At 51.0% G+C, this 22,912-nt stretch carries 23 protein-coding genes and 2 pseudogenes; 16 read left to right on the top strand and 9 right to left on the bottom strand.

Annotated elements, in window-relative coordinates; genetic code table 11:
• Positions 1-200 (top strand): IS1 family transposase (locus tag BHE85_RS21695; protein ID WP_000327172.1); only part of this gene is annotated, 200 nt, incomplete at its 5' end.
• A 16-nt stretch (positions 201-216) separates the two neighbouring features.
• Here BHE85_RS21695 and BHE85_RS21690 read toward each other — a convergent pair.
• Positions 217-390: pseudogene (locus BHE85_RS21690) on the bottom strand (hypothetical protein); the annotation flags it as partial.
• Between the two features lie 333 nt (positions 391-723).
• On the opposite strand from BHE85_RS21690, the gene hinT reads away from it, so the two are divergent.
• The 8 genes from hinT to BHE85_RS21650 all read left to right on the top strand — a co-directional run bounded on the left by hinT (position 724) and on the right by BHE85_RS21650 (position 6,993).
• Entirely contained in the window at positions 724-1,083 is a 360-nt protein-coding gene (gene hinT, locus BHE85_RS21685) for a purine nucleoside phosphoramidase (RefSeq protein WP_004984573.1), read from the top strand.
• Between the two features lie 2 nt (positions 1,084-1,085).
• On the top strand, positions 1,086-1,463 hold the full coding sequence (locus tag BHE85_RS21680; RefSeq protein WP_001225298.1) for a YcfL family protein: 378 nt from the start codon (positions 1,086-1,088) through the stop codon (positions 1,461-1,463).
• Positions 1,464-1,476: 13 nt separating this feature from the next.
• Positions 1,477-2,115: a penicillin-binding protein activator LpoB gene (gene lpoB, locus BHE85_RS21675; protein WP_000164447.1), complete on the top strand. Its 639-nt coding sequence runs from the start codon at positions 1,477-1,479 to the stop codon at positions 2,113-2,115.
• Complete coding sequence (thiK, locus tag BHE85_RS21670) at positions 2,099-2,923, top strand: thiamine kinase (protein WP_001116581.1); 825 nt, start codon at positions 2,099-2,101, stop codon at positions 2,921-2,923. The genes lpoB and thiK overlap by 17 nt, the downstream gene beginning before the upstream one ends.
• 10 nt (positions 2,924-2,933) lie before the next feature.
• Positions 2,934-3,959: a beta-N-acetylhexosaminidase gene (gene nagZ / locus BHE85_RS21665; RefSeq protein ID WP_000529288.1), complete on the top strand. Its 1,026-nt coding sequence runs from the start codon at positions 2,934-2,936 to the stop codon at positions 3,957-3,959.
• A gap of 22 nt (positions 3,960-3,981) precedes the next feature.
• A complete protein-coding gene (ycfP, locus tag BHE85_RS21660) occupies positions 3,982-4,524 on the top strand; it encodes an alpha/beta hydrolase YcfP (protein ID WP_000587933.1) in 543 nt (180 codons plus the stop codon).
• Positions 4,525-4,922: 398 nt separating this feature from the next.
• Complete coding sequence (gene ndh, locus BHE85_RS21655; protein WP_004984506.1) at positions 4,923-6,227, top strand: NADH-quinone dehydrogenase; 1,305 nt, start codon at positions 4,923-4,925, stop codon at positions 6,225-6,227.
• A 226-nt stretch (positions 6,228-6,453) separates the two neighbouring features.
• Positions 6,454-6,993, top strand: coding sequence for a glycine zipper 2TM domain-containing protein (locus BHE85_RS21650; protein WP_001043459.1), 540 nt, complete (start codon positions 6,454-6,456; stop codon positions 6,991-6,993).
• Between the two features lie 61 nt (positions 6,994-7,054).
• Here the strand turns inward: BHE85_RS21650 and comR are convergent, their stop codons facing one another.
• A complete protein-coding gene (gene comR / locus BHE85_RS21645; protein WP_000179805.1) occupies positions 7,055-7,687 on the bottom strand; it encodes a TetR family copper-responsive transcriptional repressor ComR in 633 nt (210 codons plus the stop codon).
• Between the two features lie 240 nt (positions 7,688-7,927).
• On the opposite strand from comR, the gene bhsA reads away from it, so the two are divergent.
• Positions 7,928-8,185, top strand: coding sequence for a multiple stress resistance protein BhsA (bhsA, locus tag BHE85_RS21640; RefSeq protein WP_000800148.1), 258 nt, complete (start codon positions 7,928-7,930; stop codon positions 8,183-8,185).
• Between the two features lie 83 nt (positions 8,186-8,268).
• Here bhsA and ldtC read toward each other — a convergent pair.
• From ldtC to BHE85_RS21625, 3 genes and pseudogenes are all read right to left on the bottom strand, one after another.
• Positions 8,269-9,230 (bottom strand): annotated as a pseudogene (gene ldtC / locus BHE85_RS21635) (L,D-transpeptidase LdtC).
• 143 nt (positions 9,231-9,373) lie between these two features.
• The gene (gene mfd, locus BHE85_RS21630; RefSeq protein WP_004984571.1) at positions 9,374-12,820 is read right to left on the bottom strand and encodes a transcription-repair coupling factor; all 3,447 of its coding nucleotides are present in this window, start codon (positions 12,818-12,820) and stop codon (positions 9,374-9,376) included.
• Between the two features lie 127 nt (positions 12,821-12,947).
• Positions 12,948-14,021 carry an acyltransferase family protein gene (locus BHE85_RS21625; protein WP_000810307.1) on the bottom strand — a complete coding sequence of 358 codons (1,074 nt, stop codon included), beginning with the start codon at positions 14,019-14,021 and terminating at the stop codon, positions 12,948-12,950.
• Between the two features lie 261 nt (positions 14,022-14,282).
• Here BHE85_RS21625 and lolC point away from each other — a divergent pair, with 261 nt between their 5' ends.
• Genes lolC through cobB form a run of 5 tightly spaced genes read left to right on the top strand, consistent with a single transcriptional unit; the run spans position 14,283 to position 19,197 of the window.
• Positions 14,283-15,482: a lipoprotein-releasing ABC transporter permease subunit LolC gene (gene lolC / locus BHE85_RS21620; RefSeq protein WP_004984604.1), complete on the top strand. Its 1,200-nt coding sequence runs from the start codon at positions 14,283-14,285 to the stop codon at positions 15,480-15,482.
• The gene (gene lolD / locus BHE85_RS21615) at positions 15,475-16,176 is read left to right on the top strand and encodes a lipoprotein-releasing ABC transporter ATP-binding protein LolD (RefSeq protein ID WP_001033695.1); all 702 of its coding nucleotides are present in this window, start codon (positions 15,475-15,477) and stop codon (positions 16,174-16,176) included. Before lolC ends, lolD begins: the two co-directional genes overlap by 8 nt.
• Positions 16,176-17,420 carry a lipoprotein-releasing ABC transporter permease subunit LolE gene (gene lolE, locus BHE85_RS21610; protein WP_001251377.1) on the top strand — a complete coding sequence of 415 codons (1,245 nt, stop codon included), beginning with the start codon at positions 16,176-16,178 and terminating at the stop codon, positions 17,418-17,420. The genes lolD and lolE overlap by 1 nt, the downstream gene beginning before the upstream one ends.
• A 28-nt stretch (positions 17,421-17,448) precedes the next feature.
• Positions 17,449-18,360, top strand: a complete 912-nt coding sequence (gene nagK / locus BHE85_RS21605) for an N-acetylglucosamine kinase (RefSeq protein WP_000291293.1) — start codon at positions 17,449-17,451, stop codon at positions 18,358-18,360.
• A 15-nt stretch (positions 18,361-18,375) separates the two neighbouring features.
• Positions 18,376-19,197, top strand: a complete 822-nt coding sequence (gene cobB / locus BHE85_RS21600) for a Sir2 family NAD+-dependent deacetylase (RefSeq protein ID WP_000952744.1) — start codon at positions 18,376-18,378, stop codon at positions 19,195-19,197.
• A 155-nt stretch (positions 19,198-19,352) separates the two neighbouring features.
• Here cobB and potD read toward each other — a convergent pair whose 3' ends face one another.
• The 4 genes from potD to BHE85_RS21575 all read right to left on the bottom strand — a co-directional run bounded on the left by potD (position 19,353) and on the right by BHE85_RS21575 (position 22,654).
• Positions 19,353-20,399, bottom strand: a complete 1,047-nt coding sequence (gene potD, locus BHE85_RS21590; protein WP_000759300.1) for a spermidine/putrescine ABC transporter substrate-binding protein PotD — start codon at positions 20,397-20,399, stop codon at positions 19,353-19,355.
• Positions 20,396-21,190 (bottom strand): spermidine/putrescine ABC transporter permease PotC, encoded by a 795-nt coding sequence (gene potC / locus BHE85_RS21585; RefSeq protein WP_000580307.1) that lies wholly within the window; start codon positions 21,188-21,190, stop codon positions 20,396-20,398. The genes potD and potC overlap by 4 nt, the downstream gene beginning before the upstream one ends.
• Positions 21,191-21,369: 179 nt before the next feature.
• Positions 21,370-22,476, bottom strand: a complete 1,107-nt coding sequence (locus BHE85_RS21580) for a phage integrase Arm DNA-binding domain-containing protein (protein ID WP_000074982.1) — start codon at positions 22,474-22,476, stop codon at positions 21,370-21,372.
• Positions 22,445-22,654 carry a hypothetical protein gene (locus BHE85_RS21575; RefSeq protein ID WP_044325913.1) on the bottom strand — a complete coding sequence of 70 codons (210 nt, stop codon included), beginning with the start codon at positions 22,652-22,654 and terminating at the stop codon, positions 22,445-22,447. Before BHE85_RS21575 ends, BHE85_RS21580 begins: the two co-directional genes overlap by 32 nt.
• Before the next feature lie 93 nt (positions 22,655-22,747).
• Between BHE85_RS21575 and BHE85_RS21570 the strand changes: the two genes are divergently transcribed.
• On the top strand, positions 22,748-22,912 hold a 165-nt coding region (locus BHE85_RS21570), incomplete at its 3' end, for an IS1 family transposase (protein ID WP_047664789.1).

The raw sequence follows: 22,912 nt of genomic DNA, 5'->3' as shown, positions 1-22,912 counted from the left end.
GCTGGCCGCTGTATGAATCACGCCTGAAGGGAAAGCTGCACGTTATCAGCAAGCGTTACACTCAGCGCATTGAGCGACATAATCTGAATCTGAGACAACATCTGGCAAGGCTGGGACGGAAGTCACTGTCGTTCTCAAAATCGGTGGAGCTGCATGACAAGGTCATCGGGCATTATCTGAACATAAAACACTATCAGTAAGTTGGAGTCATTACCCATTTTCGCCATCATCTGGAGCTGTGGCTGAACCCTCAACAATCACCGTTTCTTCAGTGGCTGGTGCAGCAAAAGCGGCAGAAGGTAATAGTGCCAGTGCTATGCAACCGGCAAGTAGTGACGGTTTGGTGATGGCTTGATATTGATTATCCCTGTTAAATTGTGTTGAAAGCATTTGAAATCTCATGGTTTATGTTGTCGTCAGGCTCATGCCGGAGGAGGGTGATGAGCGATTATATTTAGTGTGCGAATAATTTTGTTTGTAAATGCAAATGAGAAATATACGCATTCATATTTGTCGTGTAAACCAAACAGAGAATGTCTTTTCAGCGCATTCGCAGGCAGAAATGGGAATAATGGCGATATATACGGCAGCAAAACGATTTTTTGCTTAAGAAATCGTGAGTTAAGGTTGAAAGAGCAGGTTTAACTCGACCATACTCTATACTCGCAGTGTGGCGCGGCGTAGCATGGCGCAACGCATGGCTATTTGAAAAAGGAAAATGTCGTGGCAGAAGAAACTATATTCAGCAAAATTATTCGTCGTGAGATCCCCTCCGATATCGTCTACCAGGATGATCTGGTAACGGCGTTTCGCGATATTTCGCCGCAAGCGCCAACGCATATTCTGATCATTCCGAATATCCTCATTCCGACTGTGAACGACGTCTCAGCTGAGCATGAGCAGGCGCTGGGACGCATGATCACCGTAGTGGCAAAAATTGCTGAGCAAGAAGGTATTGCCGAAGATGGCTATCGTCTGATCATGAATACCAACCGCCATGGCGGACAAGAGGTTTACCACATCCATATGCACTTGTTGGGTGGCCGTCCGCTGGGACCAATGCTGGCGCATAAAGGTCTGTAACGATGAGAAAAGGATGCTTTGGGCTGGTGTCTCTGGTGTTGTTACTGCTGGTGGGCTGTCGTTCACATCCGGAAATTCCGGTGAATGATGAGCAATCGCTGGTGATGGAGTCATCTTTATTGGCTGCGGGCATCAGTGCAGAAAAGCCCGTCCTTTCGACGTCTGATATTCAACCTTCAGCATCCTCAACGCTTTATAACGAAAGGCAAAAACCCGTTACCGTTCATTATCGTTTTTACTGGTATGACGCCAGAGGGCTGGAGATGCATCCTCTGGAAAGGCCACGCAGCGTTACCATTCCCGCACATTCGGCGGTAACGCTGTACGGCAGCGCCAATTTTCTGGGGGCGCACAAAGTCAGACTTTATCTATATTTGTAAGGGGTGAATCTTGATGACAAAAATGAGTCGCTACGCCTTGATTACCGCGCTGGCGATGTTTCTCGCCGGGTGTGTGGGGCAACGTGAACCTGCACCGGTAGAAGAAGTGAAACCAGCGCCGGAACAACCAGCCGAGCCACAACAGCCTGTCCCCACAGTGCCCTCGGTGCCGACGATCCCGCAGCAGCCAGGCCCAATTGAGCACGAAGATCGAACGGCACCGCCTGCGCCGCATATTCGCCATTATGACTGGAATGGCGCAATGCAGCCGATAGTCAGTAAGATGCTTGGGGCTGACGGGGTGACTGCGGGTAGCGTCCTGCTGGTTGATAGCGTTAACAACCGTACTAACGGTTCGCTGAATGCCGCAGAAGCGACCGAAACGCTGCGAAATGCGCTGGCTAATAACGGGAAATTTACCCTGGTTTCCGCCCAGCAACTGTCGATGGCTAAGCAACAGTTAGGTTTGTCGCCGCAGGACAGTTTAGGCACCCGTAGTAAAGCCATAGGCATTGCCCGCAATGTCGGCGCTCATTACGTGCTGTACTCCAGCGCCTCTGGCAACGTTAACGCTCCGACCCTACAAATGCAGCTGATGCTGGTGCAGACGGGCGAAATTATCTGGTCAGGTAAAGGTGCCGTTTCGCAGTAATAATCCCATCACGCGCGACGAATTGCTGTCGCGCTTTTTCCCGCAGTTTCATCCCGTCACGACGTTTAATAGTGGGCTTAGTGGCGGTAGTTTTCTCATTGAACATCAGGGCCAGCGTTTTGTTGTGCGTCAGCCGCACGATCCTGATGCGCCGCAGTCCGCGTTCTTGCGCCAGTATCGGGCTTTATCACAACTACCCGCAAGCATTGCACCGAAGCCGCATTTATATCTCCGTGACTGGATGGTAGTCGACTATCTGCCCGGCGCGGTAAAAACGTATTTGCCGGATACCAACGAACTGGCAGGCTTGCTGTATTATCTACATCAACAACCACGTTTTGGCTGGCGAATAACGCTGTTGCCGTTACTGGAACTGTACTGGCAGCAAAGCGATCCGGCGCGGCGGACTGTGGGTTGGCTGCGAATGTTAAAACGTCTGCGCAAAGCGCGGGAACCACGACCTTTACGCTTAAGTCCATTGCATATGGATGTCCACGCCGGAAATTTAGTGCATAGCGCATCAGGGTTAAAACTCATCGACTGGGAGTATGCCGGAGATGGTGATACCGCGCTGGAACTGGCGGCGGTGTGGGTGGAAAATACTGAACAGCACCGGCAATTGGTCAATGACTATGCCACTCGCGCGAAGATTTATCCGGCGCAATTATGGCGTCAGGTCAGGCGATGGTTTCCCTGGCTGCTGATGCTCAAAGCAGGGTGGTTTGAGTACCGCTGGCGACAAACCGGCGATCAACAATTTATCAGGCTGGCCGATGACACCTGGCGGCAGCTATTAATAAAACAATAAGGAGAGCAGTGTGGGTCCAGTAATGTTGGATGTCGAAGGTTATGAACTGGACGCGGAAGAGCGTGAAATACTGGCGCATCCGCTGGTGGGAGGGCTGATTCTCTTTACGCGTAACTATCATGATCCTGCCCAGTTACGTGAACTGGTGCGCCAGATCCGCGCAGCATCGCGCAATCATCTGGTGGTGGCGGTAGATCAGGAAGGTGGACGCGTGCAGCGTTTTCGCGAAGGTTTTACCCGCTTACCGGCAGCACAATCCTTTGCTGCGCTGTTGGGAATGGAAGAGGGCGGCAAACTGGCGCAAGAGGCGGGTTGGCTGATGGCCAGCGAAATGATCGCTATGGATATTGATATCAGCTTTGCGCCAGTGCTGGATGTAGGACATATCAGCGCGGCGATTGGCGAGCGTTCTTATCATGCCGACCCAGAAAAAGCCCTGGCAATCGCTAGTCGGTTTATTGATGGGATGCATGAAGCCGGAATGAAAACGACCGGGAAACACTTCCCAGGACACGGTGCAGTAACTGCAGATTCACACAAAGAGACGCCGTGCGACCCACGCCCGCAAGCGGAAATTCGTGCCAAAGATATGTCGGTTTTCAGCACGTTAATCCGCGAAAATAAACTCGACGCCATTATGCCTGCGCATGTGATCTACAGTGATGTTGATCCGCGTCCGGCGAGCGGTTCTTCTTACTGGCTGAAAACCGTTTTGCGTCAGGAACTGTGTTTTGACGGTGTAATTTTCTCTGACGATTTATCGATGGAAGGTGCCGCGATTATGGGCAGTTATGCCGAACGCGGGCAGGCATCACTGGACGCAGGTTGCGATATGATCCTGGTCTGCAATAATCGTAAAGGGGCCGTCAGCGTGTTAGATAATCTGTCACCGATCAAGGCAGAACGTGTTACACGTTTGTATCATAAAGGTTCATTTTCGCGACAGGAACTGATGGACTCGGCTCGCTGGAAGGCGAGCAGCACCCGTCTGAATCAGTTACATGAACGCTGGCAGGAAGAGAAAGCAGGTCACTAACCCTGGCTTATGTGAGGAAGCGATGATTATCTATTTACACGGTTTTGACTCTAACAGTCCGGGTAACCACGAGAAAGTCTTACAATTGCAGTTTATTGACCCGGATGTACGCTTGATAAGCTACAGTACGCGGCATCCGAAACATGATATGCAGCATCTGCTTAAAGAAGTGGACAAAATGTTGCAACTGAACGTCGACGAGCGTCCGCTGATTTGCGGCGTTGGTCTGGGCGGATACTGGGCGGAACGGATTGGTTTTCTTTGCGATATCCGCCAGGTGATCTTCAACCCTAATTTGTTCCCTTATGAGAACATGGAAGGCAAGATTGATCGCCCGGAAGAGTATGCCGATATTGCCACTAAGTGTGTGACCAACTTCCGCGAGAAGAATCGCGATCGTTGCCTGGTGATTTTGTCGCGTAATGATGAAGCGCTTAACAGCCAGCGGACATCTGAAGAGTTGCATCATTATTACGAGATTGTCTGGGACGAAGAGCAGACGCACAAATTCAAGAATATCTCCCCGCATTTGCAGCGCATTAAAGCGTTCAAAACCCTCGGGTAAATGCCCTCGTCGCATCAGGTAACCTTGCCGGTACCTGATGCGCTCCGAATTCTGTAAGTCGGATAAGGCGTTTACGCCGCATCGACAGTCGAGCATCAATGCCTGATGCGCCTCTTATCAGGCCTACCGAACGCCCTGCATACACCCCTCACTCTATATCACTCTCACAAATTCGCTCAAATAATAAACAATAAACTCTATTTTTTGATCTCACCCGGTAAAGTCGCCTATCTTTTCAGCAACAAAACTTGATTAACATCAATTTTGGTATGACCAATGCACCATTCATGTTATTCTCAATAGCGAAGAACATTTTCATTGCTGTAACCTGTTGTTAATTAAGAGCTATGTTAATAACCATTAATTAACAATTGGTTAATAAATTTAAGGGGGTCACGTTGACTACGCCATTGAAAAAGATTGTGATTGTCGGCGGCGGTGCTGGTGGGCTGGAAATGGCAACACAGCTGGGGCATAAGCTGGGACGTAAGAAAAAAGCCAAAATTACGCTGGTCGATCGTAACCACAGCCACCTGTGGAAACCGCTGCTGCACGAAGTGGCGACTGGCTCGCTTGATGAAGGCGTCGATGCGTTGAGCTATCTGGCCCATGCGCGCAATCATGGTTTCCAGTTCCAGTTGGGTTCCGTCATTGATATTGATCGTGAAGCGAAAACAATCACTATTGCAGAACTACGCGACGAGAAAGGTGAACTGCTGGTTCCGGAACGTAAAATCGCCTATGATACCCTGGTCATGGCGCTGGGTAGCACCTCTAACGATTTCAATACGCCAGGCGTCAAAGAGAACTGCATTTTCCTCGATAACCCGCACCAGGCGCGTCGCTTCCACCAGGAGATGCTGAATCTGTTCCTGAAATACTCCGCCAACCTGGGCGCGAATGGCAAAGTGAACATTGCGATTGTCGGTGGCGGCGCGACGGGTGTAGAACTCTCCGCTGAGTTGCATAACGCGGTCAAGCAACTGCACAGCTACGGTTATAAAGGTCTGACCAACGAAGCCCTGAACGTAACGCTAGTAGAAGCGGGAGAACGTATTTTGCCTGCATTACCGCCACGCATCTCTGCTGCGGCCCATAGTGAGTTAACGAAACTTGGCGTTCGCGTGCTGACGCAAACCATGGTCACCAGTGCTGATGAAGGCGGCCTGCACACTAAAGATGGTGAATATATTGAGGCTGATCTGATGGTGTGGGCAGCCGGGATCAAAGCGCCAGACTTCCTGAAAGATATCGGTGGTCTTGAAACTAACCGTATCAACCAGCTGGTGGTGGAACCGACGCTGCAAACCACCCACGATCCAGACATTTACGCTATTGGCGACTGCGCGTCATGCACGCGTCCGGAAGGGGGCTTTGTTCCGCCGCGTGCTCAGGCTGCACACCAGATGGCGACTTGCGCAATGAACAATATTCTGGCGCAGATAAACGGTAAGCCGCTGAAAAATTATCAGTATAAAGATCATGGTTCACTGGTATCGCTGTCGAACTTCTCCACCGTTGGTAGCCTGATGGGTAACTTGACGCGCGGCTCAATGATGATTGAAGGACGAATTGCGCGCTTTGTATATATCTCGCTATACCGAATGCATCAGATTGCGCTGCATGGTTACTTTAAAACCGGATTAATGATGCTGGTGGGGAGTATTAACCGCGTTATCCGTCCGCGTTTGAAGTTGCATTAATCGACGTACACTGGCGGATGTGGCATAAACGCCTCATCCGCCCTGGACAAATGGTACGAGCGGTAGGCCTGATAAGACGCGTTAAGCGTCGCATCAGGCATTCCTTCAGACTCCTCCGAATCATTAAGTATTTCCAGCCATTCCCGCGCTTTTCATCTTCTGTCTGATAGCTGCTTTTCTCCTTCGCTTGCATGATTGGCATAACTGCAAAGAAGGAGGTGTTCCCGTGAATAAATCAATGTTGGCGGGTATCGGGATTGGTGTCGCAGCTGCGCTGGGCGTAGCGGCAGTGGCCAGTCTGAACGTGTTTGAACGTGGCCCGCAATACGCTCAGGTTGTTTCTGCAACCCCAATCAAGGAAACGGTTAAAACACCGCGTCAGGAGTGTCGCAACGTCACAGTGACCCATCGTCGACCGGTGCAGGATGAAAATCGCATTACCGGGTCGGTGCTCGGCGCTGTTGCTGGCGGCGTGATAGGGCATCAGTTTGGCGGTGGTCGCGGTAAAGATGTCGCCACTGTTGTGGGGGCGCTGGGTGGTGGATATGCCGGTAACCAGATCCAGGGCTCTCTCCAGGAAAGCGATACTTACACGACTACGCAACAGCGTTGTAAAACGGTGTATGACAAGTCAGAAAAAATGCTCGGTTATGATGTGACCTATAAGATTGGCGATCAGCAGGGCAAAATCCGCATGGACCGCGATCCGGGTACGCAGATCCCGCTAGATAGTAATGGGCAACTGATTTTGAATAACAAAGTATAACAAGGCTGTACTCTGCAATTTGGCCCCTCATTCGCTCAGGCTGAGGGGCTTTTTTTGCGACTTATTTCACCAGTTCGGGCCATAAACGCAAAGTCGTTCCGGCAATCTGCATTAGTTTTTCCAGCGATGCACCTTCGCGTGCGCTGATCGACATCCCCTGAATAATACAATTAAGGAATTCTGCCAGATGTGTCACGTCACAGTGGGTCGGGATTTCCCCGCGCGCTTGTCGTTGACATAAAAACTGCTGCAAAGTGCGCTCTTGCATCGCATGGCGTGATTTCAACGTATTGGCGATATCTCCTGAATCTGGGGAGAGGGTGGTGCAGTTGTTGATCATGAAGCAGCCTGCCGGGGTGTCTTTGCTGGTAAAGCAGTTGGCGATGGCAGCAAAATAGTCAGCCAGCGCAGACTCCACGCTTTTCTCTTCACAAAACAGCTGTGCTTCATGCTTAGCGGCAAAACGATCGATATAGCGGTCGAGAACGGCACGAAATAACCCCTCTTTGTTGGTAAATTCCGCGTATAGCGTGGGCGCTTTGGCTCCGGTCGCTTCGACGAGGTCCGCAAGAGAAGTCGCTTCATAACCGTGTTGCCAGAACAATTTCATGGCCTTATCAAGCGCGGCATCCCTGTCGAACACTTTTGGGCGGCCACGGCTTTTTTTTACACATTGTGTTGAGTCAGTTGCCATGATGCCGTTGTACCTGGTGACTGTGAATGAAAGATTATTATAAAAATAATCACCTCCGTTCACCAGTCCAGATCCCATAAAAATAATTGCTTTCTATTTAACTGAAATTTAAAGATTTTTAAATTAATTAATGATTGTTATAAAAAATATCTTGTATGTGATCCAGATCACATCTGTCATTTAGTTATCGATCGTTAAGTAATTGCTTGCGACGTCATTCATCTGCATAAGGCCACTATTATGAAAAACGTAAAAACCCTCATCGCTGCGGCGATTTTAAGCTCCATGTCATTTGCCAGCTTTGCGGCTGTCGAAGTTCAGTCAACGCCAGAAGGCCAACAAAAAGTCGGTACAATCAGTGCTAAAGCGGGGACAAATCTGGGATCGCTGGAAGAGCAGCTGGCGCAAAAAGCGGATGAGATGGGTGCAAAATCTTTCCGTATTACTTCTGTAACCGGTCCGAATACCCTCCATGGAACAGCAGTAATTTATAAATAAGCATTAACCCTCATTAATGCCTGCTACTGCTGATTTTTTCCCCGCGACATGCCGTGTCGCGGGGATTTTTTTTTATCCAGGATTTACAGAGTTTGTGGGCTCACTTGATGACGGCGGACATCCACCGGCATCCCGGAACGGACATCCATCACATGTTGCATCACTTCAGCGTCAGTTTGTGCTGCATCTTTAAATGATTGCATTGCGCTATTCAGCGTAATTGGCAGCAGCTGCGGATCGTCATCAATCTTCTCTGACAGCGGCTGATGTACTTCAACCAGACGCGCACCGTTTGGTTCGGCAGAGACTTTTATCGGAGTGTTGATGATATTCACTTTGGTGCCTGGGGTGACCTGGCTAAAGAGTGTTTTGATATCGTCATCCCGCAGACGAATACAGCCAGAACTTACCCGCATGCCAATGCCGAAATCGGCGTTCGTACCATGAAGCAAATAAACGCCGCCATAGGCCGCCAGACGAATCGCATGATGGCCCATTGGGTTATCCGGTCCAGCCGGCACTACCGCAGGCAACTCAATTCCCTGTGCTTTATAACGGGCGCGGGTGTTTGCCGTTGGCGTCCAGGTTGGGTTTGCACGTTTGTCTGAAACGGTGGTCACCATTGTCGGTGTCAGCGTGTCACCACCTAACTGACCAATACCTATTGGATACACGGTTACCGAATTTTTACCCGGCGGGTAGTAATAGAGACGCAGCTCCGCAATGTTGATCACAATGCCTTCGCGCGGCGCGTCTGGAAGTAGGGTTTGCAACGGGATCGTTAACACGCTGCCCGCGCGCGGTACGTAAGGATCAACGCCGGGGTTAGCCTGTAACAGAGCGAGAAAGCCGACGTTATATTTTTTGGCGATGGCTTCCAGAGAACCACCGTCATTTTCCACCACATGAAATTTGTTTTCGCCAACCAGACGACTGCCGCTGGCGGCAGCGGCCAGGTGTTGGCTTTTGCCGGTAGCGCCAGCGCCACGGCAGCGGCGAACGTAAAAAACGTTAGCCAGCGAGAAAAACGCGTTTTGATCATCACCAAAATCCATAATAAATATAAGGTTATTGTAATAAACAGATAAGCCTGAATTATGGATGGTGACAGTGTCGGATAGTGCAGGGAAGTGCAAAGAATTTGTAAATGTTGCCGATGGGGGGCGCAGAAACGCCCCCGATTTACCATTAAGCGATCGCGTTCTCTTCCAGTTCACGCATAAACTGGCGTACCCATTCGATACGCGTTTTCCGCTCACTCAAATCCTGAATAAATTTCAGGCGCGTCGGACCATCAAGGCGGTAATGCTGCGGCTGTTTTTGCAGCAAACCAATCAACCAGGCCGGATTAACGTGATTCTTCTCGGCAAATTCGATCACCCCGCCTTTCTCATTACCTTCCAGCTTCCTGATCCCCAGTTTCTGCGCTTGCTGGCGCAGACGGGCAACATCCAGCAGGGTACGCGCCGGATCCGGCAGCAGGCCGAAGCGATCGATAAGCTCGACTTTGATCTCTTCCAGTTCGTTTTCCGTTTTGGCGCTGGCAATACGTTTATAGAACGACAAACGCGTATTCACGTCAGGAATGAAATCATCTGGCAATAGCGACGGCATCCGCAGCTCGACTTCTGTTTGCTGGCTGGTGAGATCTTCCAGCGACGGCTCGCGTCCGGCTTTCAGTGCATCGACGGCGTTTTCCAGCAACTCCATATACAGCGAGAAACCGATGGTTTCCATTGAGCCACTTTGTTCTTCGCCAAGCAGTTCACCCGCGCCGCGGATCTCCAGATCGTGCGTTGCCAGCGCAAAGCCTGCACCGAGATCTTCCAGCGAGGCAATCGCTTCAAGACGTTTTTGTGCATCGGTAGTCATCGCTTTTGGATGCGGCGTCAGCAGCCATGCATATGCCTGATGATGTGAACGTCCGACGCGACCGCGTAACTGGTGCAGCTGCGCCAGACCGAAGTGATCCGCGCGTTCAATGATAATGGTGTTGGCTGTCGGGATGTCGATCCCGGTTTCGATAATGGTTGTACAAACCAGCACGTTGAAACGTTGATGATGGAAATCATTCATCACCCGTTCCAGTTCGCGCTCGCGCATCTGCCCGTGACCGATGGCGATCCGCGCTTCTGGCACCAGTTCTGCCAGCCGTTCGGCAGCTTTCTGGATGTTTTCCACATCATTGTAGAGATAATAAACCTGCCCCCCGCGCAAAATTTCACGCAGGATCGCCTCCCGGACCACCAGGCTGTCATACTCACGGACAAAGGTTTTAACTGCCAGACGACGGGCGGGCGGCGTGGCGATAATCGACAGGTCACGCATTCCGCTCATTGCCATATTCAGCGTGCGTGGGATCGGCGTTGCAGTAAGCGTCAGAATATCCACGTTCGCGCGCATCGCTTTAATGCGCTCTTTATGACGCACCCCGAAGCGGTGTTCTTCATCGACAATCAGCAGGCCTAAATCTTTAAACTTGACGTCACTTTGCAGCAGTTTGTGCGTACCGATCAGAATATCGATTTTCCCTTCCGCCACTTCCGCAAGGATTTGCGTCTGCTCTTTGGCGCTGCGGAAACGGGAGATCATTTCGATACGTACCGGCCAGTTGGCGAAACGGTCGCGGAAGTTGTCGTAATGCTGCTGCGCGAGAAGGGTGGTAGGCACCAACACCGCCACCTGCTTGTGGTTATCTACTGCCAGGAAAGCGGCGCGCATCGCCACTTCTGTTTTACCAAAGCCAACATCGCCGCACACCAGACGATCCATTGCCAGCGGCTGACACATGTCGCTAAGTACCGCATTAATGGCCTGCGCCTGATCCGGCGTGGTTTCAAACGGGAAGCTGTCGCAGAACAACTGATACTGCTCACGATCGTGTTTAAACGCGAAGCCCTCTTTGGCGGCGCGTTGCGCGTAGATATCCAGCAATTCCGCCGCCACATCACGCACTTTTTCCGCCGCTTTCTGCCGCGCGCGTGACCACGCATCGCCGCCAAGTTTATGCAGCGGGGCGTTTTCTTCCGCGCCACCTGCGTAACGGCTAATCAGATGCAGTGACGACACCGGAACATACAGTTTGGCGTCGTTGGCATAGGTGAGCATCAAATACTCGCCAGTAATGCCGCCCGCTTCGAGCGTGGTCATTCCGGCATAGCGCCCGACACCGTGCTCCAGATGGACCACCGGCTGACCAATATGCAGCTCCGCAAGGTTACGGATCAGTGTATCGGGGTTGATGGTGCGGCGAGAATCCTGACGACGGCGGGCAACACGTTCACCGAGCAGATCGCTTTCGCAGATCAGCGCCAGATTACGCACCTTATCGACAAAACCATGTTCGGCAGCGCCAATCATCAGATAACGCCCACGGTCGCTGGCTTCATCAAGACGCATAATGCGTTGCGGAGCAATTTTAATTCGTGCGAGCAGTTCACCCAGCGCTTCACGGCGACCTTCACTTTCTACCGAGAACACCACCGGACCGTCGAAAGTCTCGAGGAACTTACGCAGCGCATCCAGCGGCGCTTTTTGTTGCGCCTGAACGGCTAGGTCTGGCAGTTTCTGGAAACCTAAATTGGCATTCGCGGCTTTTGTCGGTAAATGTTTAGTTTTTAGCTGCACCCGGGGCCAGTTTTTCAGCTCTGAGAAGAGCTCGTCCACCCGCAGCCAGAGCGATTGTGGTGGCAACAGCGGGCGCATCGGATCGACGCCGCGATTCTCAAAACGCGCCAGCGTGTCAGCCTGGAAACGTTCGGCACTGGTTTCCAGATCGCCAGTATTCACGAGCAAGGTATTGGCAGGGAAATAACTGAACAGCGGCGGCAGTGGTTCGCTGAAGAACAATGGCTGCCAGTACTCGATCCCGGCAGGTAATGTGCCTTTACTCACTTGCTGGTAAATATGTTCCGGATCGCGCTTCACTTCGAAGGTATCGCGCCACTGGCTGCGGAACAGTTCAATTGCCGCTTTATCGGTCGGAAATTCGTGCGCGGGCAGCAGATTGATCGCTTCTACTTCCTCCAGCGTGCGCTGGCTGTCGACGTCAAACACCCGCAGGCTGTCGATTTCATCATCAAAGAAATCAAGACGATAAGGCAGCTCACTCCCCATCGGGAAGAGATCCAGCAACGCGCCGCGCGTGGCGTATTCGCCGTGCTCCATCACCTGGTCAACATGGCGATAACCGGCGCTGTCCAGTTGGGTTCGTAATGCATCTCGTGACAGGCGCTGACCTTTTTTCATCACCAGCGCATGACCGTGGAGAAAACTGTGTGGGCAAACGCGCTGCATAAGCGTATTCACCGGAACAATCAGTACGCCACGCTGCATCGTCGGTAGCTGGTAAAGGGTGGAAAGGCGCGAGGAGATAATGTCCTGATGAGGCGAAAAGCTGTCGTAGGGAAGAGTTTCCCAGTCCGCCAGATTCATCACCATCTGATCGGTGAACTGACTGATTTCATCATGCAAACGCAGAGCATTTTGCATATCTGGTGCAATGAGTACCACCGGACCGGCGTGACGTTCGGCAATTTCCGCTACCAGCGTTGCACAGGCTGCGCCGGTTAACTCGCCCAGCAGACGCTGCTCACCCGCTTTGACGGGCAGCGTATAACGATATTGTTCAGGCATAACGGTTGTCAGATTCTCGTTAGGATATGCCTCAACATATGGGGGCATATCTCTGATAAGCAATGCTGTTCATTATCCGTAATCGACATGGTTTAGCAAATTGAATCGCCCCGGCTGGGGCGATGGCTTAGCGGGAGTAACTGACGGCAGCGGGCAGTGAAGGCGGGGAGAACAACAGATCGCTGAATGCACGCTGTGAAAGTTTTCTTACCAGCAAGCCCGCAACAGTACAGATGAACAAACTGACAAAGGGATAAACCAGCAGGAGTGTCAGTTCGACTTGCGGCGACCAGCGTGCTGCGTTCATTTGCGCAAGCAGAGTTAAGCTGAATATTTCAACCAGAATGCGATGGGTGGTGTAGATAGCAATGGTGTTGGAGCCAATCACATTCAGCAGGCTGGTGGAGCGCATACCGAATCGTTGCTCGTACTGATAAAACAGCTTCATGATCACCACAATCGATACCAGCGACAACAGCAGCGAGATAGTAAACAACCAGGCACCGACCGCCAGAACGGTAAGCAAAGAAGCCATCAGCAGATGGCGGCGCAACGGTACCTCTTTAACACAGGTCATTATTGTTGCGCCAAACCATGCGCCAAGGCTGTAATAAGGCAAATTGCGGATCACACTGTTCATTCCCCACCACGGCGTGGGAACGAAATTAACCGCCACACTCAGCAGTACAAACAAGGCGAATAGTGGCAGCGCCAGACGGCTAAAAATTTTACATACCACGAAATAGACAATTAACGCATACAGATACCACAAGCTGGTGCTGGCGGTGATCATCCCGTGCAGGAACTCACCGGTGGAATCGGCATAAGCGGCATTGGAGGCATTGCTTAAATCGCGCTCAGGTGCCAGCCACTGGTTCAGCGCACTTAACGCCAGCCACTGCACCACGCCCCAAAGCGCCAGCACCCAGAAGATGTTCCAGATCCGTTTATCGAGACAATTTCCCCACGGTACGCTGTCGATATAGCGGCGAATCAAATAGCCGGATATAAAGAAAAAAACCGGCATACGAAAGGGTGCAAGGTAAAGATTGAAATAGATCCAGCATTTGCTCAGGACTTCCGATAACGGATGCGGAAAAGTGGTCATATGCGGATAAAAGGTAATGACCGAGTGATAAATCACCACCGGACAAATACATAACCCTTTGATCTGGTTAATCCATAGCTCTTTTTGTTTCATCAGGACAACACGCTCTTTTTTAATTTACATGCGGTTGATCCTGCGGGTTATGACCCGAGGTGTAATGGGTATCTGTCTGTATTGGATGATTTTTCAGATTAAGATCAGGCGGCAAGATTGATGATAAAACATGGCAATTTAGCCGATTGATTTACGGGGGCTTTTCAGATTAGCCCTGACGATCACTTACAGTTCAGACGTTTACCCATCTTGCTTTCGCTTATATACTCGTGTCTTTGCTACAGCAACCAGACGGATTTCATGTACCAACCTGTCGCTCTATTTATTGGCCTGCGTTACATGCGTGGGCGTGCAGCGGATCGCTTCGGTCGTTTCGTCTCCTGGCTTTCTACCATCGGCATTACCCTCGGGGTGATGGCGCTGGTCACAGTATTGTCAGTGATGAACGGCTTTGAGCGCGAGCTGCAAAACAACATCCTTGGCCTGATGCCACAGGCAATTCTCTCTTCTGAGCATGGCTCTATTAACCCGCAGCAACTCCCGGAAACGGCAGTCAAACTGGACGGCGTTAATCGCGTCGCACCTATTACTACCGGTGATGTGGTACTGCAAAGCGCGCGCAGCGTGGCGGTCGGGGTGATGCTGGGTATCGATCCGGCGCAAAAAGATCCACTAACGCCGTATCTGGTCAATGTGAAACAAACTGACCTCGAGCCGGGGAAATATAATGTCATCCTCGGCGAACAACTTGCCTCACAGCTAGGCGTTAATCGCGGTGATCAAATCCGCATGATGGTACCATCTGCCAGCCAGTTCACGCCGATGGGGCGTATTCCAAGTCAGCGCCTGTTCAATGTGATTGGCACTTTCGCCGCCAACAGTGAAGTCGATGGCAATGAAATGCTGGTGAATATTGAGGATGCCTCGCGTCTGATGCGTTATCCGGCAGGCAATATTACCGGCTGGCGTTTGTGGCTGGATGAGCCGCTGAAAGTCGACTCATTAAGTCAGCAAAAACTGCCTGAAGACAGCAAATGGCAGGACTGGCGTGATCGTAAAGGCGAGTTGTTCCAGGCCGTACGCATGGAAAAAAATATGATGGGTTTACTGCTGAGCCTGATTGTCGCCGTTGCGGCGTTTAACATTATTACCTCGCTGGGGCTGATGGTGATGGAGAAGCAGGGCGAAGTAGCGATCCTGCAAACGCAAGGCTTAACTCCGCGACAAATCATGATGATCTTTATGGTGCAAGGGGCCAGCGCCGGGATTATCGGTGCGATCCTCGGAGCGGCGCTTGGCGCACTGCTTGCCAGCCAGTTAAATAATCTGATGCCAATAATCGGCGTCCTGCTTGATGGCGCGGCGCTGCCGATGGCTATCGAACCTTTACAGGTCATTGTTATTGCGCTGGTGGCGATGGCTATCGCGCTGCTGTCTACGCTTTACCCTTCATGGCGCGCTGCCGCCACACAACCCGCTGAGGCTTTACGTTATGAATAAGATCCTGTTGCAATGCGACAACCTGTGCAAACGCTATCAGGAAGGCAGTGTGCAAACCGATGTACTGCACAATGTCAGTTTCAGCGTCGGCGAAGGTGAAATGATGGCGATCGTCGGTAGCTCTGGTTCCGGTAAAAGCACCTTGCTGCACCTGCTGGGCGGACTGGATACGCCAACCTCCGGCGATGTGATCTTTAACGGTCAACCGATGAGCAAACTGTCGTCGGCAGCAAAAGCAGAACTGCGCAACCAGAAACTGGGCTTTATTTATCAGTTTCACCACCTGCTGCCGGATTTTACCGCCCTGGAAAACGTGGCTATGCCGCTGCTGATTGGCAAGAAAAAGCCCGCTGAAATCAACAGCCGTGCACTGGAGATGTTAAAAGCGGTGGGGCTGGAGCATCGTGCGAATCACCGCCCATCTGAACTTTCTGGCGGCGAACGCCAGCGTGTAGCGATTGCCCGTGCGCTGGTCAATAATCCGCGTCTGGTACTGGCGGATGAGCCTACCGGTAACCTCGATGCGCGTAACGCCGACAGCATCTTCCAGTTGCTTGGGGAATTGAATCGCTTGCAGGGCACCGCCTTCCTGGTGGTTACTCACGACCTGCAACTGGCGAAACGTATGAGCCGCCAGTTAGAAATGCGTGATGGACGTCTGACGGCGGAACTGAGCCTGATGGGGGCGGAGTAATGGCGATGCCTTTATCGTTATTAATTGGCCTGCGTTTTAGTCGCGGACGGCGGCGCGGCGGCATGGTGTCGCTGATCTCCGTCATTTCTACCATTGGCATTGCCCTCGGTGTGGCGGTATTGATCGTCGGCTTAAGCGCGATGAACGGCTTTGAACGCGAACTGAATAACCGCATTCTGGCGGTGGTGCCGCATGGTGAAATCGAAGCGGTAAATCAGCCATGGACTAACTGGCAGGAAGCACTGGATAAAGTGCAGAAAGTGCCGGGTATTGCCGCCGCTGCGCCGTATATCAATTTCACCGGGCTGGTGGAAAGTGGAGCGAATCTGCGCGCAATCCAGGTGAAGGGCGTTAACCCACAACAGGAACAGCGTCTGAGCGCATTACCCTCGTTTGTTCAGGGGGATGCGTGGCGCAATTTTAAAGCGGGCGAACAGCAAATTATCATCGGCAAAGGCGTGGCGGATGCGCTGAAAGTGAAGCAGGGCGATTGGGTGTCGATCATGATCCCCAACTCGAATCCTGAGCATAAACTGATGCAGCCAAAACGTGTGCGTTTGCACGTTGCGGGTATTTTGCAGTTGAGTGGCCAACTCGATCACAGTTTTGCCATGATCCCGCTGGCGGATGCCCAACAATATCTTGATATGGGTTCCAGCGTGTCAGGTATTGCCCTTAAAATGACGGATGTTTTCAACGCCAATAAGCTGGTACGCGATGCGGGTGAAATGACCAACAGCTATGTTTATATTAAAAGCTGGATTGGTACTTACGGCTATATGTATCGCGATATCCAGATGATCCGCGCCATTATGTATCTGGCGATGGTACTGGTGATTGGCGTGGCCTGTTTCAACATCGTCTCCACCTTAGTGATGGCGGTGAAAGATAAGAGTGGCGATATCGCAGTATTAAGAACGCTGGGGGCGAAAGATGGTTTAATTCGCGCCATCTTTGTCTGGTATGGATTGCTGGCAGGGCTGTTCGGCAGCCTGTGTGGGCTGATTATCGGCGTAGTTGTTTCACTGCAACTTACCCCGATTATTGAGCGGATTGAAAAGCTGATCGGTCATCAGTTCCTCTCCAGCGATATCTATTTTATTGACTTCCTGCCATCGGAATTGCACTGGCTGGACGTCTTCTACGTACTGGTCACAGCATTGTTGCTGAGTCTTTTGGCAAGTTGGTATCCGGCGCGGCGCGCCAGTAATATTGACCCTGCGCGAGTCCTTAGCGGCCAGTAAAGGCAGTACATTAAAACAAGGAGCGGCAATGTATTACGGGTTTGATATTGGTGGAACAAAAATTGCGCTTGGCGTGTTTGATAGCGGTCGGCAGTTGCAGTGGGAAAAGCGGGTGCCGACACCGCGTGACAGCTATGACGCATTTTTAGATGCAGTGTGCGAGCTGGTAGCCGAAGCTGATCAACGTTTTGGCTGTAGAGGTTCTGTCGGCATTGGTATACCGGGAATGCCGGAAACAGAAGATGGTACGCTGTATGCCGCCAATGTCCCCGCTGCCAGCGGTAAACCGCTGCGTGCCGACCTGAGCGCACGTCTTGATCGCGATGTACGCCTTGATAACGATGCCAACTGTTTTGCCCTTTCAGAAGCCTGGGATGATGAATTTACGCAATATCCACTGGTGATGGGGTTGATTCTTGGTACCGGCGTTGGCGGTGGGCTGATTTTCAACGGCAAACCGATTACCGGTAAAAGCTACATTACCGGCGAGTTTGGCCATATGCGTCTGCCGGTTGATGCGTTAACCATGATGGGGTTGGATTTCCCGTTACGCCGCTGCGGCTGTGGTCAGCATGGCTGCATTGAGAATTATCTGTCTGGTCGCGGTTTTGCGTGGCTGTATCAACACTATTATCATCAACAGTTGCAGGCTCCCGAAATTATTGCGCTTTATAATCAAGGCGATGAGCAGGCAAGGGCGCACGTTGAGCGTTATCTGGATTTATTAGCGGTTTGTCTGGGAAATATCCTGACCATTGTTGACCCTGACCTGGTCGTCATTGGTGGTGGCTTATCGAATTTCCCGGCAATCACAACGCAACTGGCGGACAGGCTGCCTCGTCATCTCTTACCTGTAGCTCGTGTTCCGCGCATTGAACGCGCGCGCCACGGTGATGCGGGAGGAATGCGTGGTGCGGCCTTCCTACATCTAACCGATTAAACAACAGAGGTTGCTATGCTGTCGCGTCGGGGTCATCGGTTAAGTCGTTTTCGTAAAAATAAACGCCGCCTGCGCGAGCGTTTGCGTCAGCGTATTTTTTTCAGAGATAAAGTGGTGCCGGAAGCAATGGAAAAACCAAGAGTACTCGTACTGACAGGGGCAGGAATTTCTGCGGAATCAGGTATTCGTACCTTTCGCGCCGCAGATGGCCTGTGGGAAGAACATCGGGTTGAAGATGTGGCAACGCCGGAAGGTTTCGATCGCGATCCTGAACTGGTGCAAGCGTTTTATAACGCCCGTCGTCGACAGCTGCAGCAGCCAAAAATTCAGCCTAACGCCGCGCATCTTGCGCTGGCTAAACTGCAAGACGCTCTCGGCGATCGCTTTTTGCTGGTAACGCAGAATATAGACAACCTGCATGAACGCGCAGGTAATACCAATGTCATTCATATGCATGGGGAATTGCTGAAAGTTCGTTGTTCGCAAAGTGGTCAGGTTCTCGACTGGACCGGAGACGTTACGCCAGAAGATAAATGCCATTGTTGCCAGTTCCCGGCACCCTTGCGCCCGCACGTCGTTTGGTTTGGCGAAATGCCACTCGGCATGGATGAAATTTATATGGCGTTGTCGATGGCTGATATTTTCATTGCCATTGGTACTTCCGGGCATGTTTATCCGGCGGCTGGGTTTGTTCACGAAGCGAAACTGCATGGCGCGCACACCGTGGAACTGAATCTCGAACCAAGTCAGGTCGGTAATGAATTTGCCGAGAAATATTACGGCCCGGCAAGCCAGGTGGTGCCTGAGTTTGTTGAAAAGTTGCTGAAGGGATTATAAAGCAGGAAGCATTGCCTGATGCGCTACGCTTATCAGGCCTACGAGCGGACCACAATACCGACGAAAGAGTCGGATAAAACTCTACTGTCCTGACTCATTAGCCACATCCTTGCTAAATAAAAAACGGGCGGTAATACCACCGCCCGCTTGCTGAATTAACGTCCTGCTTTCAGCTTCTGATAATACTCTTCATAAATGCTGCTGGCTGCGCCAACGTCATTCTGCCATTCGCCATTTTTAATGGTTTCAGCATCCGGGTAGAGCGTTTTATCGTTCGCCACTTCTGGACTTAACAGCTTACGCGCCGCAAGGTTTGGCGTTGGATAACCGATAGTTTCAGCAACCTGTTTTGCCACATCCGGGCGCAGCAGGAAGTTGATCAATTTCAGCGCGCCTTCTTTGTTTTTGGCATTTGCCGGGATCGCCAGGCTGTCCATCCAGAATATGCCGCCTTCTTTCGGCCACACCACGTCAATAGGCGTACCCGCCTGGCGTGCAACGAAAGCAGAACCGTTCCAGATCATGCCGAGGTTAACTTCGCCTTCCATGTACGGGTTAGCCGGGTTATCGGAGTTAAACGCTGCGACGTTTGGCATCAGTTTTTTCAGCTCGTTATATGCAGCTTCAATCTCTTTCGGATCGGTGGTGTTACCGGAATAGCCCAGCTTACGCAGCGCCATCTGGAACACTTCACGGGCATCGTCGGTCAACAGCAGGCTGCCTTTGTACTCTGGCTTCCACAGATCGGCCCAGCTGGTGACAGATTTCGGATCCACCGCATCACCGTTAACACCAATCGCCGTCGCCCCCCAGATATACGGAATGGAGTAGTCGTTATTCGGGTCAAAAGGCTTGTTGAGCATGTCTGGATCGAGATTGCTGAAGTTCGTTAACTTCGACTTGTCGATCTTCTGGATCATCCCTTCTTTACGCATTTTATCGACGTAATAGGTTGAAGGAACCACCAGGTCATACGCACCGTCTTTGTACGTTTTCAGCTTGGCGTACATGGTTTCGTTCGACTCGTAAGTCGAATAGATAACCTTAATACAGGTTTCTTTGGTGAACTGTTCAAGCAGTCCTGGCGGCACGTACTCGGTCCAGTTGTAGAAATACAGCGTGTTGTTGTCATCGGCGTGAGCGGCGCTCATGCCCAGTGCCAGAGCACCCGCCGCGAGCAGGTGGCGTGACCATTTTTTCATTTAACGTCCCCTGTGTTACCTTTCGTTTTATCACGAGCAATAAGCTGACTGGCAATAACCATCACCAGCGACAGCACCAGTAATATGGTTGCCAGCGCGTTAACTTCCGGCGATACGCCGACTTTGACCATCGAATAAATTTTTAACGGCAGAATTTCATAACTTGGTCCGGTGACGAACGAAGAAACTACCACATCGTCCATCGACAGGGTAAAGCTTAACACCCAGCCCGCTGCCACCGCTGGCATTGCCAGTGGCAGTATGATTTTTCGCAGAATTGTAAATTCGCTGGCACCGAGATCTTTCGCCGCTTCCAGCATCCGCACGTCAAAACCTTTCAGGCGCGAATACACCGTCACCACCACAAATGGCAGGCAGAAGGTGATATGCGAGAACAGCAGCGACCAGAAGCCAAGCTGAATACCCAGCAGCATAAACAGCACCAGCAGCGAAATTGCCATCACGATATCTGGTGATATCATTACCACAAACAGCATTCCGCTAACGAACGGCTTACCGCGAAAGCGATAACGGTACAGCGCAACTGCCGTCAGTGAACCGATAAGCGTAGCAAACGTCGCCGAAAACACCGCCATTGTTAGTGAATGCTGCGCTGCCTGTAACAGGCTGTCGTTGTTCATCAGCAGGCTATACCATTTGGTGGTAAAACCCTGCCAGTTGATGCCAAAGCGCGAGCTGTTAAAGGAGTTCACAATCAAAATAATGATTGGGATATACAGGTACGCGTAGATAGCGGTCATAAAACCGCCGCGAAGCAGTCGACCGATCATTCGAGTTCCACCTTCTTATTCATAAGGTGGAGCACTTTCAGGATTTTGAATTTATTCAATTTTTTCCTTTCTCCAAAATCTCTCCAAAACGTTTCCCCAAAACTAGGCCACGCATTTTACAACACTTTTTTCCTGAGATGGTGACGGATATTCCATATGGTGTTTGTCAAATAACCAGCTTAAACCCATTCCTGACCTCGAGTATCGTTATAGCGATCGGTGGTTGCCTGGACTTTATGTCCTAGTAATGTTTTTGTATCGATACCCTGTGCACGGTACAGCCGTTCTGATAGAGAGCGTTGTTCATGAAATGTTGGCGGAGTTTTTCCTGCTGGTGGAATTATCCCAGCCAGATCCCGTGCTTTGGCAAAGTAGTCGCTCAGGTTGTCTTTACTCATCGGCTTCGGTTGTTTCTGGTGCCGACTATGGATTAGATATGGACTTAATATTCTGTCTCGGCACCCATCAATAACTTCTTTTAACGTTATCCCAATGGCATCACAGCGTAGTGTAAGCGGTAACGCCAGACGCATTCCGGTTTTTCCCTGGGTGATATGCAAGTGTTCGTTCCACACATCTGAAAAACGCATGTGGCAAATGTCATCACGGCGCTGACCAGTAACAATCGCAAGAAGCATTGCGTTACGGATAAAGTGTTTTTCAGGCGTTGCATTGTAAATTTTTTGCCAGTCTTCCATGGTGAGCCTGGCTCTGGTTACTTTAGGGATCGGTTTACGGGTAGCCTCCGGAGGATTCCATCCAGGAGGAACTTCCCCTGCATGCTGTGCTTCTTTATAAATATCAACCCATAATCCACGATTTACTCTCGCTGTGCTGACCATGTCTTTATCCAGCCACTCATCCAGTATTAATGCAAAGTCTCTTACTTCCAGTTCTTTCAATGGGTGGTTTCCCAGACGGGAAACCAGGTATGCAGCCATTCGAGTTTTTTCTTTGTGAGTTGTAGCTGCAATATCTCCATTTTTCAGTCGCGTGTCCTGTATTTTCAGATATCGATCAACCCATGCCTTTAATCTGATACCCCGACGTTTTGTTGCTGACGGACTTTCATCAATTTTGCGCATGAAATATTCAGCTTCTGCTGCAGCTATTCGCTGATTGGCTGTGGAAGCGATTTTTTCTGCCTTACCTTTGTCTGTTCCGAGTCCGTGAAATTTTCCAGTCACAGGATTTTTATACTGGTAGTAAACTCTGCCAGTTCTGCGATCAAACTTTTCGTAAAGACCGGCTACGTCAGTGCTGTTTTTTCGTGGCCTCGGTGACATGAGTTAAAATCTCCTTCAGTGCATCATCATCGCCAGTATGAATTTCCGGCGCAATTCCCGTTTCACCTGGCCCAACAAATACTGCTCGGCGATCTATCAGCCAACGCCCACGAATTTTTTGTGGTCTTGGAACGATGTATCCTAGTTTTCCGTATTTCACCAGGGTAGTGTTTGTTATTGGGAGACTGAACCGTTTTGGTTTCCACTCGTCGAGCGGGTAATGCTGCCAACTTACTGATTTAGTGTATGATGGTGATTTTAAGGTGCTTGCGTGGCTTCCATTTCCATCAGATGTCCTTCCTGCTCCGCTACTGAAGGCGTGGTGCGTAACGGCAAAAGCACTGCCGGACATCAGCGCTATCTCTGCTCTCATTGCCGTAAAACATGGCAACTACAGTTCACTTACACCGCCTCTCAGCCCGGTACGCACCAGAAA

Origin of the sequence: Shigella sp. FC1567, from assembly GCF_001743015.1 — a bacterium.
Taxonomy (GTDB): Bacteria; Pseudomonadota; Gammaproteobacteria; order Enterobacterales; family Enterobacteriaceae; genus Escherichia; species Escherichia coli.
Note: the sequence above shows the minus strand (reverse complement) of the source record. Positions and strands in the feature narration are given on the sequence as shown.

Coding starts and splice junctions, on each gene's coding strand:
- ycfP (WP_000587933.1), top strand. CDS start 3,982: ATGATTATCTATTTACACGGTTTTGACTCTAACAGTCCGGGTAACCAC.
- nagK (WP_000291293.1), top strand. CDS start 17,449: ATGTATTACGGGTTTGATATTGGTGGAACAAAAATTGCGCTTGGCGTG.
- potD (WP_000759300.1), bottom strand. CDS start 20,399: ATGAAAAAATGGTCACGCCACCTGCTCGCGGCGGGTGCTCTGGCACTG.
- cobB (WP_000952744.1), top strand. CDS start 18,376: ATGCTGTCGCGTCGGGGTCATCGGTTAAGTCGTTTTCGTAAAAATAAA.
- potC (WP_000580307.1), bottom strand. CDS start 21,190: ATGATCGGTCGACTGCTTCGCGGCGGTTTTATGACCGCTATCTACGCG.
- comR (WP_000179805.1), bottom strand. CDS start 7,687: ATGGCAACTGACTCAACACAATGTGTAAAAAAAAGCCGTGGCCGCCCA.
- lpoB (WP_000164447.1), top strand. CDS start 1,477: ATGACAAAAATGAGTCGCTACGCCTTGATTACCGCGCTGGCGATGTTT.
- BHE85_RS21680 (WP_001225298.1), top strand. CDS start 1,086: ATGAGAAAAGGATGCTTTGGGCTGGTGTCTCTGGTGTTGTTACTGCTG.
- BHE85_RS21625 (WP_000810307.1), bottom strand. CDS start 14,021: ATGAAACAAAAAGAGCTATGGATTAACCAGATCAAAGGGTTATGTATT.
- BHE85_RS21580 (WP_000074982.1), bottom strand. CDS start 22,476: ATGTCACCGAGGCCACGAAAAAACAGCACTGACGTAGCCGGTCTTTAC.
- lolC (WP_004984604.1), top strand. CDS start 14,283: ATGTACCAACCTGTCGCTCTATTTATTGGCCTGCGTTACATGCGTGGG.
- lolE (WP_001251377.1), top strand. CDS start 16,176: ATGGCGATGCCTTTATCGTTATTAATTGGCCTGCGTTTTAGTCGCGGA.
- lolD (WP_001033695.1), top strand. CDS start 15,475: ATGAATAAGATCCTGTTGCAATGCGACAACCTGTGCAAACGCTATCAG.
- bhsA (WP_000800148.1), top strand. CDS start 7,928: ATGAAAAACGTAAAAACCCTCATCGCTGCGGCGATTTTAAGCTCCATG.
- mfd (WP_004984571.1), bottom strand. CDS start 12,820: ATGCCTGAACAATATCGTTATACGCTGCCCGTCAAAGCGGGTGAGCAG.